The sequence below is a fragment of the Bradyrhizobium sp. OK095 genome (assembly GCF_900109945.1).
In the GTDB taxonomy this organism is placed as follows: Bacteria; Pseudomonadota; Alphaproteobacteria; order Rhizobiales; family Xanthobacteraceae; genus Bradyrhizobium.
In genome coordinates this window covers 1-13287 of sequence record NZ_FOBX01000007.1, presented here as the reverse complement: position 1 = coordinate 13287, position 13287 = coordinate 1, and the positions used below count along the sequence as shown (strand labels likewise).

The 13287-nt window shown below is 54.5% G+C and carries 7 protein-coding genes and 2 pseudogenes; all 9 read left to right on the top strand.

Annotated elements, in window-relative coordinates:
• Positions 1 to 202 precede the first annotated feature (202 nt).
• The 9 genes and pseudogenes from BMW89_RS18965 to BMW89_RS37380 all read left to right on the top strand — a co-directional run bounded on the left by BMW89_RS18965 (position 203) and on the right by BMW89_RS37380 (position 13251).
• Positions 203 to 1198, top strand: coding sequence for a DUF4062 domain-containing protein (locus BMW89_RS18965; protein ID WP_092028535.1), 996 nt, complete (start codon positions 203 to 205; stop codon positions 1196 to 1198).
• A gap of 96 nt (positions 1199 to 1294) precedes the next feature.
• On the top strand, positions 1295 to 1435 hold the full coding sequence (locus BMW89_RS37950) for a hypothetical protein (RefSeq protein WP_177196164.1): 141 nt from the start codon (positions 1295 to 1297) through the stop codon (positions 1433 to 1435).
• Between the two features lie 357 nt (positions 1436 to 1792).
• Positions 1793 to 2990: pseudogene (locus tag BMW89_RS18960) on the top strand (IS3 family transposase).
• 811 nt (positions 2991 to 3801) lie between these two features.
• Positions 3802 to 5019, top strand: a complete 1218-nt coding sequence (locus tag BMW89_RS18955; RefSeq protein WP_143062792.1) for a S1 family peptidase — start codon at positions 3802 to 3804, stop codon at positions 5017 to 5019.
• Positions 5020 to 5048: 29 nt separating this feature from the next.
• Positions 5049 to 6116 carry a hypothetical protein gene (locus tag BMW89_RS37385; RefSeq protein ID WP_143062791.1) on the top strand — a complete coding sequence of 356 codons (1068 nt, stop codon included), beginning with the start codon at positions 5049 to 5051 and terminating at the stop codon, positions 6114 to 6116.
• A 62-nt stretch (positions 6117 to 6178) separates the two neighbouring features.
• A complete protein-coding gene (locus BMW89_RS18950; protein ID WP_143062790.1) occupies positions 6179 to 8233 on the top strand; it encodes a tetratricopeptide repeat protein in 2055 nt (684 codons plus the stop codon).
• Between the two features lie 467 nt (positions 8234 to 8700).
• A pseudogene (locus BMW89_RS18945) lies at positions 8701 to 9744 on the top strand (IS630 family transposase); the annotation flags it as partial.
• Positions 9745 to 10334: 590 nt separating this feature from the next.
• Complete coding sequence (locus BMW89_RS18940) at positions 10335 to 12221, top strand: di-heme-cytochrome C peroxidase (RefSeq protein ID WP_143062789.1); 1887 nt, start codon at positions 10335 to 10337, stop codon at positions 12219 to 12221.
• A 4-nt stretch (positions 12222 to 12225) separates the two neighbouring features.
• Positions 12226 to 13251 carry a catalase gene (locus BMW89_RS37380; protein WP_143062788.1) on the top strand — a complete coding sequence of 342 codons (1026 nt, stop codon included), beginning with the start codon at positions 12226 to 12228 and terminating at the stop codon, positions 13249 to 13251.
• Positions 13252 to 13287 lie beyond the last annotated feature (36 nt).

Below are 13287 nucleotides of genomic sequence, written 5' to 3'. Positions count from 1 at the left end.
CGAAGCCGCAGTCGGCGGCTATCGGGCTATCGTGATGAATTTAGTGCTGCGTCACCGTAAATCCAGTCGATGAAGCCGCGCCTCTACCGATCAGCGACCCTCGCGCGAAAGTTGTTCGCAATGTTCATTCTTGCGAGTGTCAGCGTTGTGGCTCGAATAGGTCGCGCCTCAGGAATTGAGATTGCACGGCGGATAGGTTGATATGGACAAGGTCTATCAAGTCTTCATCAGCTCAACGTTTGCCGATCTCAAGAAAGAGAGGCAACAAGTCTCCAATACCCTCGCGAAAGCGGGATATCTCGCTGCCGGTATGGAGTTATTTCCCGCAAGCGACGAGCAACAACTAGAGTACATTCAGCGTGTCATTGATCGCAGCGATTACTACGTCGTGATTGTCGCTGGACGATATGGATCGACGGCCGGCGACGGAAAAAGTTTTACCGAGAAGGAATTCGAGTATGCGCATTCCAAAGGAATTCCGATCTTGGCCTTTCTGCACTCGAACCCGCGCGGACTCGCGGTGGAGAAGACCGATGAAGACCCAGCCAAGGCTGCTCGTCTCCAAGAATTTCGAGAACGACTTCAAACGGGAAGACTAGTCGAGTTTTGGTCTGCCAGCAGCGATCTTTCCACCAACGTGCTAATCGCCGTTGCGAACTCTGCAAATCTAAAGCCGCGCGTCGGGTGGATACGAGGTGACCAAGCAGTCGATCCAAAGGTCCTGCAAGACATGCAGCGATTGCGAATTGAAAACGCTGAGTTGCGCGCGAGCCTGGCAGAGTTCTTAGGGGAGCCCGTGGGGTTCGATCCAACGCTCGTTGGTCCAAACGACACGATGCCCCTGAGCGTACTAGTTTCCGGTCAGCAATCACCTACGAAGTTAGAAGTCGCCATCGGCGACTTATTTATTGCTGTTTATGATCAACTCTTGGCGGAGCTTCCGGAAGGACAAATGCGCCACCATCTCGGCCACGCCGCAGCGAAACTAGCCAACATATGGACCGCAAACCAAAGCTATATGATTGAGCCAGAAAGCGTGGTTGCGCTTAGACAGCAGTTGGAAGCGCTTGGTCTATTGATGCCAATTTCTGGGCGAAGTGGCACCGGAGCGACTTTCATATCGTGGACGACCACAGACAAAGGGAGGAAGTTCGCCGCTCTGAAAAATGCAAGGCGAAAAGGCGAGCCGAACGGCTAGCTCCTCACGGCAGCCAAGGTAAGACTATCGTCGGATCATTCCATTTAGATTTGAAAGGAATAGCGCGGCACCCTGACGATCCCCGAATGCGTCACCTTGATCGGCATCGCTCTGCGCCTCGGCGACGATCCCGCCGTGCTCCTTCGGAACTACACCAAGCGCAAGCGCGGCCCTGCCGCCAAGGAGAGGCTCGCGAGCACATTGACCACGCTTGCGGTGGACTTCCTCAAGCCTTAAGAGACGTTTGTCCCCGACATGTCCCCAAACCGCGGACTGTTCGCATTGCGTTCGACGGGGCCTGCCGCTAAGCGGTTGAATCTATTGACTTGGAAGGGTGGCCGAGTGGTTTAAGGCACCGGTCTTGAAATTCTGGAATCGCCGTGTCGGCTGGTATCGAAATTGCTCGATTGGGCTTGTTTAGTAGGACAAAACGCGAGCTGCCGTACTGGATGGTATCGTTGCGTTTCATCCCGTGCCAGCGAGTTCGGTAGTAAAGTCGGTAGTACGCCACGACCGCTAGCTTAGACGGATGACCTGAGCCCCTGAACTTCCGCCAAAAATGAGTAGAATCCGTCACCTTTGAGGGAGACGGAGATGAAGCAGTCGAGGTTCACGGAAGAGCGGATCATTACGGTGCTACGGGAGCACGAGGCAGGATCCAAGACCGGTGATGTTTGCCGCAAGCATGGGATCAGCAGCGCGACGTTCTACAAGTGGAAGGCTAAGTACGGCGGGCTCGATGTGTCGGAAGCTCGTCGGTTGAAGATCCTGACCGACGAGAATGCGAAGCTGAAGAAGCTGTTGGCCGAGGCGATGCTCGACAACGCCATGCTGAAGGATCTCAACTCAAAAAAATGGTGACGCCCGTCGCAAGGCGGCAGGCTGTGGCTCACCTTTGTTCGAGTTTTGAGGTCAGTCAGCGGCGGGCGTGTGAAGTGATTGGGGCTGATCGGTCCTCCGTGCGTTATCTCAGCCTTCGGCCGGACGACGCGACCATTCGCGTCCGGCTGCGTGAGCTGGCGTCGGTACGCCGGCGCTTTGGCTATCGCCGTCTGCTTCTCATGATCCGCAGCGAAGGCGTGCTGATCAACCACAAGAAGCTGAGGCGGCTATATGCCGAGGAGCAGCTGCAGGTTCGTCGGCGCGGCGGACGCAAGAGAGCTCTGGGAACACGGGCTCCCATGGCGTTGCCGCAGGGACCGAACCAGCGCTGGTCACTGGACTTCGTCAGCGACACGCTGACCGACAGCCGGCGATTTCGTATCCTGGCTGTCGTGGACGACTTCACTCGGGAGTGCATCGCATTGGTCGCCGACACTTCCCTGGCAGGTGCTCGGGTAGGTCGTGAACTCGATGCCGTGATCGCCCGGCGAGGTCGGCCAATGATGATCGTAAGCGACAAAACGGGACCGAGCTCACTAGCATGGCCATCCTGTGCTGGTCGCAGCTCACCCGGATCGAGTGACACTACATCGCACCGGGCAAACCGCAGCAGAACGCCTTCGTGGAAAGCTTCAATGGACGACTGCGCGACGAGTTGTTGAACGAGACGTTGTTCTCGACACTCGATCATGCTCGCGAACTGCTTGGCGAATGGCAGGATGATTACAACACCATTCGTCCGCACAGCGGGATCGGCGACCTGCCGCCATCGACCTATGCCAGGCTAACAGCGTCCGACATGCAACGGGACGGGACGCTGCGCTGTGTCGAGGGCTCCGCGCCCCGTCCAGTTGCATCACCGAGCCAAACAGGCTCAAATAACCAAAGGGTTCTGCTCATCGCTGGATGAAACTTGGGGCTCAGGTCAGCCGACATGTCCGGCAGCTACGACGCTCCCGCCCGTATCAACCAAAAGTAATCTTGTCACCGATGATCGATCTGTACTAGCATATCAGTGCTGTCATTTTAGATGTTTGGTTTGTCATGCCGAACGGCCGACATTGCCGAGCGATGCTGCCATGCAATATTTCGCAGCAATGCGTTATCTCTGCGATCGTTTGCTGGTTAATATTTGTTGGAGCCACGCATTCAACGCTGGCACAGGGTAGGCAAACCATTGCTCCGGAAGGGTATGTCGATCTTGGCGGTATCTGGGACTCACCTGCAACCATTCCAGTTTGTTGGAATCCGAGCGCCAAGCCGTTCACTGAAGAGATCGAATGGGTTCAAGGCGCAGTTGAGAAATATGTCTCAGGTGTATCTTCGATCTCCTTCCGTTGGGGTGAATGCTCCCAGCCGGCCGGTATCGAAATTTCCGTGGCAGACGAGACTCCGCATAGCAACGTTGGGCGTCAATGGAAGCGCAACGCTGACGGTAGCAGGATACAAGATAATTCTGCTCAGTTCGTCCAGTTGCCAACTCTCATGACTCTCAACTTTACGTTCGAGAAGAGTTTTCGAACGTGCAGGTCAGACAAGGAGCACTGCATACGCGCCATAGGAGTGCACGAATTTCTTCATGCCGTCGGATTCTTGCACGAGCAATTGCGCGATGATGCTCCACAAGAATGCAAGGAGCGATTTTCGGGCAATTCCGATTTTGGAGGGTTCAGCCCCGAGTATGGCACGACGGCTTATGACCCAGACTCGCATATGAACTATTGTACGAATATCTATCGAAAGCCAATCAAGTTGAGCGGCGGGGATCTGTTTGTACTTGGTCGATTTTATCGAAGACCTTAATTTCTTCAGGTTTCGAAATGGATACAGCTCGGAGAACCGTAATTCTGGCGACTGCCTTGGGAACCTTCTTGCCCAACGCCGTCGCATTCTCCGGCGATGTCGCATCCCTCAGCGATCCTTGGACGTCCGACCGTACGGCGGCCATTGTTCGCATCGAGGTGCAAACGTCAGCGGCTGCGGATCCAAGCGTCGGAACAGGCTTCATAGTCAAAGGACTATCTGGCAGTCATTATGTCCTGACATCGTCGCACGTCGTTCTGCCGGAGCTCAGTAATGACAAAGCGCCCCCATCTGGTTGCGCAAACCTTCTGACGAAGACACGGCTACAAGAGAATAACGCGGGAGGAAAAGATCTGTCTCCGAAATGCGTTTACCATGTCGGCCAAGATGTATCGCTGATCCAGTTAAATCCGCGGGATGAAAGCTATCACGTGTTGGCGTTATCGACGCGAAATGTTGCGAAGGACGAGCTGCTCTCTATCGCTGGATTTCCGCTTGGCAACCCTCGGGTGACCCGTTCTGGCAAGGTAACAAGTTTGGATGGGCCCGAAGAGACGATTATAACGGAAATCTTGACTGCCGAAGGCATGAGCGGCGGTCCGTATCTCGATACTCAAGGCAATGTCGTTGGTATCCACCTGGGTGGCGGTCGCTATACGGCTGGATATCCTTACGCTAAGCCAATATGGCGACTTCGAACCGCCCTGCAAAGCCTATTGGTGCTTGATCAACCTGCAACAAGTGCAAGTAGCGACTTGTGCTTTGACGGGCAGATGCGAGCACTTCTCGATAAGCGCGAGCCTTTCTCACACGAGGGAAGAATCACGTGTGGGCCGAAGCAGAAGGTATTCTCCGATGTGCTTAGATATGACGCGAGACTGAGCAGGCCTGGCTATGCAATTGCGGGGTTTGTCTCGCACATCGACCAAGTTCGCAACGGCTTTGCTGGAATGCTGCGATATAGCTTAGACGGAACGAATGTTTTCGTAGTGGAAGTTCCGGTCGATTGTAACGTTTCCTTTGATCGAGCGGATAATGAAGAGGGCTACGTAACAGTTCGAATTAACGGCTTCTTGCGTCGGCTCGACAGTAAAGCGGTAAGAGACGAAGCCGCACAGGCGTGCCGTAATAGGTAAGACGCTGGCGTACATTCAGCGAGGTCACAATGCCAAGCATTGCTCTAATTCTCATTGTCATCATCTTGTGGCCGATTCATGCTGAGGCTCGTGACTCAAGGCAAAAAGTGCGAATGTTTCTGGGGGCAACGCATCATCTCGACCAGACGAGCGATCGGCAGCTGCGCGCTTTTGTGGCTCTACAAGACTTACTGACAACTATTCGGGACATATTACCAAACGACATAGACGTCGGCCTTGGGGATGTTCCTGATTGGAAGGACACGCTTACCGACCGTGAACAACTCCAGCGTCTCGGATTTACCAATTACCTTATAGTCGAACCTAAAGTTGTAGGCGAGGGGACGTCATCCGCACTACAATTGAAATGGTATGTCGGTTCGTTGCTGCCCGATTCAGCGTCGTTTCATGGAGTGTTGCGCGACCAGCCAGGAAGCCCGAGACGTCTTATTTTTGTACCGAAATTGGCTATCGAAGATGGGGTTGCGAAATACTCGCCCACAGCGCTGGTGATCAAGGGAGAAAGAGACTGGGATCCCGACGTCGATACGAGCGAGAGGCTAGTCAAAGCACTAAATCACCTCTTTCCAGAATTTCGTATCAAAAATAAATTCTTTGTTGAATGCTTTCAACAGAGTTTGGAATATGACCCGCTCAAGGGAGCAGGTACGTACCTAATGTCATACTTGTCGGATCGACTGCAAACAAAAGGTTGGTCATCAACTGCGCGGCTACTACAGTCTCAAGCAGAGGAGATTTGCAAGGATACAGATGCTCGGTACAGGTCGAAGCCCGATTATCATTATGAAGACGCTGATTTCCTAATTAGAGGTTATCTCACTTGGGCGGGAAGTATAGGCCGCAAGGTAAAGCCGAGTGTGATAGTTGAAGATCGTTTGCCGGACATGCGTCAACTGTATGTAGGAAAAGTTGAAGAAGTCTCGAGTGTTGCACTTGAGGATTTCTGTGCTGATCCTGGTGCAATGCTAGAAGTAACGACAATTGGAAAACTAGTGGACTATATCCAAGCCTTCGCTTTCAAAACCAAGCAAGATGCGGCGCTGACCGAGGATTGGAAATGTGGCGCTGGCAGATGAAGGTTCGATGCATTTCTCTCCTAGGCGTGCTCGCTGCGGGCTGTGCCTGGTTTTGTGGAAGCTTGACGGACGCACAATCTGCGGAACCGAAATCATTTAAAATTTGTGGGGCGCCGTCAAATGCAAAGATCCGTGTGCTCGTGGGGCGATTTCCTTACTTTGGCGATTTCGATCAGAACTTGCGCAATAATTTCGATCAGCTTTTCGCGGCCAATGTGGAATACAGCCTATCTCAGCAAGCGGATTTTTCGGTCTTCGGGCTAACGAGCGTTTCTTCCGATTTTTCGCGGCAGCTTATAGAAAAAGCATTCAATATTAGATTGCCTTCTGCGTCGGTGAGGTTGAGCGAATCGAGCGGTGCGGAACAGCTGCGCACTGAGCTGGCGGCGAGCAATTGCCAATATTTATTGGGCGGAAGGATTTCGCGAGAGGGCAACGTTCTCAACGTGGAGCCTTATGTTCTTGACGTTGAGAGTAGATCTATTGAGCGTCCGTTCGCACCTTTGAACGGAGACACACAATCGGTACTCAAATTGGCTGATGCTTTCGCCGCTCAGACGCTCACATACCTGCGAAGGAAGGGGGCTGGACAAAGAGCGGTCGAAGTGCGGTGCCTCACTTGGCCCCCCGCGTTACCAGAGCCGTTTGAGCGGGCGGCCAGAGAACTCTCTACACTCGTACGGGATCAGATCGCGTCATCTCTGGCTGTAACCACGAAGCTGCCGATACGCACTTCATCCTGTAGTCAGCTGAGTTCGAAATTTGACGCAGACATTGCGGTGGTAGTGACCGGTAATGTTAGTGTCAGGCTGGCGGACTCTCAATTTGAGGTCCAACCGAAAGTAATGCTGATGCAACCCTCTTATGAGAGGGGTCTAGCGCCACTGCAGTATAAAATCGCCTCACTGTCAGTTTCATTTTTCTCGAAGTTGACTTCAGAATTTGCCGCCGAGGTTAGCGAATTCCTTATTGCCGTTACGCCAGCGAGTGACGATGTTCTATCGGCTCAGGTAGTATCGGGCCGATCCGATGAACGCGCTGCACTTGAGGCGTTCGATTTGCTCGCAAAGGATCCTGCGAACGGGAGCGCTAACTTAGGGCTTGGTAAAGTGCTCTTGCGCAAGCAGGCAGCAGACTTGGCTCGTTTCCGGTTTTTGAAAGCTAAGGAATCTCAGGATTCGTTGACGCCTGTTGACCGTGCTGAACTGAACATGGCACTCGGCAGTGTGGCCAAAGAGCAAGAGGAACAGCGTGAATATTTTGTCACTGCGCGCAGATTGTATCTGGAGCTTAGTAGGAACGCGGATGCGGCGCGTGCGACTCGGGGAATCGCGAGTGCGCTATTCCAGGAGGGCAAAAAGTCGGAAGCTATCCTAGAAATGCGCCGGCAGCCCGGTCTTGAAAAAGATCTGGCGTCGCTGAGACAACTTGGCATTTATTTGAGGCTCTCAGAGAAGGACTTGGAAGCGACAAAGGTTCTACTTTCGGCCCTAGAGCTCAAACCAAACGACGCTGAGGCAAGGGACCAACTCGCCGGTGCCTACGAAACCTTAGGACGAAAGGACTTTGTTGCTGGTCGCTACACGGACGCTCGCGAAAACTTTGGTCTTGCGGCTACTTACCACGAGAGCGGTGTGCTTTTCTACCTGACAGGACTTGCCGCCGCTCAACAGGGCGATTATCGCGACGCCGCCATTCAATACGAGCGAATGGTGAAACTCCCTAGTGATGCTGCGGATCTCACTGTAGCGGCCTCAGGTTGGCTTAATCTTCTTGAATGTTATCTTATCATGGGTGAATACGACCTGCTCGAACAGCGCGGACAGGATGCGTCTAGCTTCCTGCGTTGGCTGCCGGATGCGCGTTTGCTCGCGTCGTATATCCGCATCGTTGGGAGCTTGTTAGCGCAGCCGGAAAAATCGATCGAATCGTTGAAGAAGGAACCACCATATCGCGATTTTGAAGGTGTCCCAGACGGAGCTTCCGCACAACGCTTCGATTGGTCTAACGAACAAGTCAATGGAATCATTGCGAAAAAGGTTACGGATGCCGACAGGATTCAATTCGTCGAGGAGCTAAGAGGACGGGTCTGGCGAAAGCCTAAGGTCTTGAAGTAGTGCTAAAACGTGATAGTATTTTGTTGTTTCGGATGAGGGCGATAGCCATGCTGCGTTATTGGCAGATTCTCGTGGTCGCGTTAGCACTAGTGGCGGCTTTTGCCGCGGTAGAGATAGTGCCGGCATATGCCGGCTGCTCAGGAACAGGCGGTTGCTGAACCGCGTACACTTTGGTTTCTGCCTGCGTGTGGCAGAGTTAGGTCGGCGGGTCGGTCCTAACGATCGTGTTCTATTGTCCAGAGTGCTATTTGATTTGACCTGAGCGTCAAAGATTGACGTTATCCCCGCGGTTTTATCCAGGCCGAACTGGAGTCTGGCCCTGAAGGAGGACCAGACGACTGGGTACTGAACTGCTTTTGATCGGACACCGGCGTTAGCAGGGGAGCTAGGCATAGTCCTAGTGGTCACTACCACCTAACGTAAGAGCCCGTGTAGGGATTGCTTTGGCTGGCGTGCGGGTCTGGCGCATGCGCACCGGGATTTCCATCAAGATGACACGTCCGGATCGCCGTCGACTTGAAGCGATCGCCAAAGACCGTAACTCTGCGCGGAAGCATGCTTGGCGAGCGGCCATCGTGCTTCAGAGGATCGACGGCGTCGGCACTAACTAGATCATGCGCCAGACCGGCACGTCCATGACCTGCGTCTTGCGCTAGCAGCAGCGGTTCATGGAAGAAGGTGTCGCCGGCCTCCTGCGAGACAAAATGCGACCCTCGCGGATCCCGGGGCTCGGCCCGGAGGTGGCCGCGCGTGTGGTCGCGCTGACGTTGGCCCACCCGCCAATCGAGACAACCGTTCGACGGCCGACCTGATGGCACGGGCGAGCGGCATCAGTGCCAGCGCGGTCCGCCGGATCTGGAAGGCGCATGGGCTCCAGCCTCATCGATGCCGACAGTTCAAGCTCTCGAACGATCCAGACTTCGTCACCAAGCTGCGCGACATTGTCGGCCTGTATGTCGATCCGCCCGCTCACTCCATCGTGCTGTCGGTCGACGATCCAAGCCCTCGATCGCACTCAGCCGGGCCCGCCGTTGAAGAGGGGCCGGCTCGGAACCATGACCCATGACTACAGGCGGCATGGCACCATGACGCTCTTCGCCGCACTCAACGTCCTCGACGGCACGATGATCGGCCGCAACATGCAGCGCCATCGTCATCAGGAATTCATTCGATTTCTGAACATCATCGAGTCGGAGGTGCCGGTCGGCAAGATCATCCACGTCATTCTCGATAACTACGCCGCTCACACGCATCCAAACGTTCGCGCCTGGCTCGATCGCCGTCCGCGTTTCGTCTTCCACTTCGCACTAACCTCGTGCTCCCGGCTCAACGCCGTCGAGGGATTTTTCGCCAAGCTCAGCCGCGGTCGACTGAAACGCGCTGTCGTCCGTCGTCCACAGGCCGCCATCAACCGCTGCGTCGCCGAGACCAACGCCGATCCGAAGCCATTCACATGGACCGCCAACCGCAAGAAAATCATCGCCGCCGTCAAAAGAGGGCACCAAAGCGTTAGATTCCATCCACTAGGCATACGCTATGTCCGAGACGTTTTGAAGGTGGAAGTGATCACCAAGCGTTATCCGCCGGCGGCGGTTTACAACGGAGAAGCTCCTGGTTGTCAACGAGCTGCAACCGGGCATGTCGATACTGTTGCGGCTTACATGATGCTTGCTCCGGCTAGCGGGACGGATGTCGCCAGCATAGCGCTGGCGCCGAGAGAGCGGGGCCGTATTCCCCATCAATGGCCGGATGCGCGACGAGTTTTTGAACGAGACCTTGTTCACGTCGCTGATGTAGGCCCGTCTGGCGCTGGAAGATTGGCGATGCGAATACAACCCTGTGTGGCCTCATTCGCACATCGGTTGGCCGGCGCCCGCGGTCTACACCGCAAACTTCTCGCCGCAAACAGGCCAAGGCGCTGCGCAACGGCTTCCGACACAATCAGTTCTTGCGCAATCAGAGATGATATGAGTGTATATGTTCACCCGAACAACTGCGGCTCGAGTGTCATAGCTTCGGTGGCTAGCTGGTGCGATCTTAAGTCTTGTTGCACGCGCTTTTCGAAAGGATGCGATTTCCATTTAAGGGCAGGGATATTTTGATGGCCAGACAGGTTCATTTTTCCCGGCGGGCTAGGTTATTCGCGGCATTTGCAGCCCTCCTCTGCATCGAAACTAAAATGGTTCCATTGGCGTTCTCGCAAGATGATCCGCCGATGGCTGAACTGGACCAGCGCTGGGGGAAGAATCAGCAGGTCCTCTGGTACGAGGCAACGCAAGGTTCTCGCCTAATTCCATTTGATTGGCTCCGGGCGTTGGAGCAGCCCGGTAATCCGGCGCTTTTTATGCAGCCGGAGCACATAGCCCAATTCGGCTATCTGCCGCGAAAGACCGCCGGGGGAGAACAACTCGCGGTGGGATTTGTCATCGACCGAGGCAGCGATAAGGATTTGCAGCGCACCAAGTTGCGATGGAAGCCCGGTCAGACGGAAACAGAAGCTTGGGTCGGCATGACCTGTTCTGCCTGTCACACCTCTGAACTATCGTACAAGGGGCGGAAAATTCGCGTTGATGGGGGCCCCGCTCTTGCTGATTTCCAGTCCTTTATCGAACAACTCAATAAAGCTCTTAAGCAGACCGTTTCGGATTCGGATAAATGGGACCGATTTGCTCAGAGGGTTCTTCAGGACAAGAATAAATCTGACAGCCGGAAAAACCTGAAGTCTGCGCTCCAGCAACTTGCAGAATGGCAGGAGCGCGAAGAAAATATGAATAAGACCGAGTTGCGATACGGCTTCGGGCGCGTCGATGCGTTCGGTCACATCTATAACAAGGTGGCATTGCTGGTCGGCGCGTCAAATCCGAGGCGCAATCCATCCGATGCACCGGTGAGCATCCCGTTCATCTGGAGCGCTCCGCAGCTTGATCGGGTTCAATACAACGGCATGGCCTCGAAATACGTGGTGGCGGGCATTGACGTCGGGGGCTTGGGACGCAACACAGGTGAGGTCATCGGCGTTTTCGGCGACGTCAAAACTAAAGTTAATCCTGGACTTTCAGGTTTTGATTCGAGCGTCAACGTCGGTAATCTCGTTGCATTGGAAAAGCAGCTCGGAATGCTATTGCCGCCGAAATGGCCGGCTTCGGTTTTTGGTGCGGTCGATGCTGATTTGGCGAATGCAGGACGTGATTTGTATAAAGCTCATTGCGAAAGTTGCCATGCCGTCAGGGATCGCACTAACATTGAAAATCCGATAAAGATAGAGATGGCGCTTTTTGACGGAAGCGGCAGATCTAATGCAACTGGACAAAAGATTCCCCCGCCGGGAACAGACCCGTGGATGGCGTGCAATGCATATGACCGTAAAACGGTATCGGGAGTTCTCGAGGGTTTTCCCTCATCGTATTTCACCGGCGACCCGTTGTCGAAAACGCACGCAATTTCCGATCTGTTAAAAGTGTCCGTCGCAGGCACGTTAGTTGGAAAGAAATGGGCTCTAAGCAAAGAGGCGGCGGCAGAATTCTTCAGAATACCTCGTCCGCCCATTGTTGATGCTGCCGCTCCTTTCCCGCCCGATGGTCATCCGCATCGTTCGCCGGAGAAGGCGGCGCAACTTCAAACCTGTTTTTCGCGAGCCTCGCTTTTCCTGGGATATACGAGCCGGCCATTGAACGGCATTTGGGCCACCGCCCCCTACCTGCACAATGGTTCTGTTCCGACGCTGTACGAGTTGTTGAGCCCGCCGGAGGAGCGTAGCACCGAATTTTATGTCGGAACGCGCGAATATGATCCAAAGGACGTTGGATTTGTCAGAAAAAAGGAGGAGGTGGTAGACGGTAAAATCTTGAATCCGGGCAACAGCTTTCTCTACCAAACTCGCTATCCGGACGGCAGCGTTATCGATGGAAATTCGAATGACGGGCACAACTATGGTCGGATCGAGCCGGGCGATAGACGAAAGATTATTGAATACTTGAAGACACTGTAATCGAATGAGCAAGCGCGCCATTTGGATGAGCTATGTCGGCCGATGTAAACGGCGAAATAAAGGACTTGGGCTGCGTTCACACTTGCTCGGTCGCGTGACGGTTGCGTTGGCGTTACTCTTCATCCTGGCGGATGCAGGATTGAGCAGTTCCAAATCGTTGGAATTAGAAAAAATTCCGTTGGAAGAGCAAGCAATCAAATCGATCGTTTCGCTGGAGCTGGGCGAGCTTGGTAAGCGATATTCGTCCGGCGCCCCCTCGGTGCGACGTGATGCGCACGCGAAGGCTCACGGTTGCGCAAAGGCGGTATTCGGCGTTGGTGACAATATTTCTTCTCGTCTTCGGGGCGGTCTAGTTTCGAAGCCTGGCCAACAGTTCAAGGCGTGGGGATGTTTTTCGAATGGGCCATTTGAGCCCGGGTCTGATAACGGCATGGATGGCCGTGGCATGGCCTTGAAAATCGTGTTGGCGTCGTCGGAGGGCATTGCGAGTGCTCAAGGACTGGAGCGGCAGCCCGCCGACGAAGAGCAGTCGATCGCCGAAATTCGCGCGCGAGCGCTGTCGGAGCTCAAAGCGCGTTACCCGGAAGGCAATCAGACGCTGGTGCGGCGGGATGCACATGCCAAGGCGCATGGATGCGTCAAGGCGACATTTGCGATCGACGCCGATATTCCCGACCAACTTCGGGTCGGTACCTTTGCCCAACCGGGACAGCGGTTCAGGGCCCTTATTCGATATTCCAATGGCGCATTCGAACCGGGTCCCGATACGGGATACGATGGCCGTGGAATGGCAATCAAGATCATCGACGCCGAGCCCGAAGGTGATTCACCAGTGCGGGGGCGACCGCCACACGACATTCTTTTGATCGACTATCCGGCTTTTTTCTCACCTGATGTCGCGGACTATAAGGACTTCGCGCATGCCGGTGCGCTGACCGGCAATTCGGAGGGATTAAAGCGCTATTTCCTTCCTAGAGCGGTTCATCGATTGATTGAATCGGGAGGGATTCCGTCGGGCGGCGGTTTGTGATTCAAGATGCTGGCTGGATCGGAGGCCAGCATCAGA

Excerpts from the sequence above, each read along its gene's own strand:
- BMW89_RS18965 (WP_092028535.1), top strand. The coding sequence starts at position 203 with ATGGACAAGGTCTATCAAGTCTTCATCAGCTCAACGTTTGCCGATCTC.
- BMW89_RS37385 (WP_143062791.1), top strand. The coding sequence starts at position 5,049 with ATGCCAAGCATTGCTCTAATTCTCATTGTCATCATCTTGTGGCCGATT.
- BMW89_RS18940 (WP_143062789.1), top strand. The coding sequence starts at position 10,335 with ATGGCCAGACAGGTTCATTTTTCCCGGCGGGCTAGGTTATTCGCGGCA.
- BMW89_RS37380 (WP_143062788.1), top strand. The coding sequence starts at position 12,226 with ATGAGCAAGCGCGCCATTTGGATGAGCTATGTCGGCCGATGTAAACGG.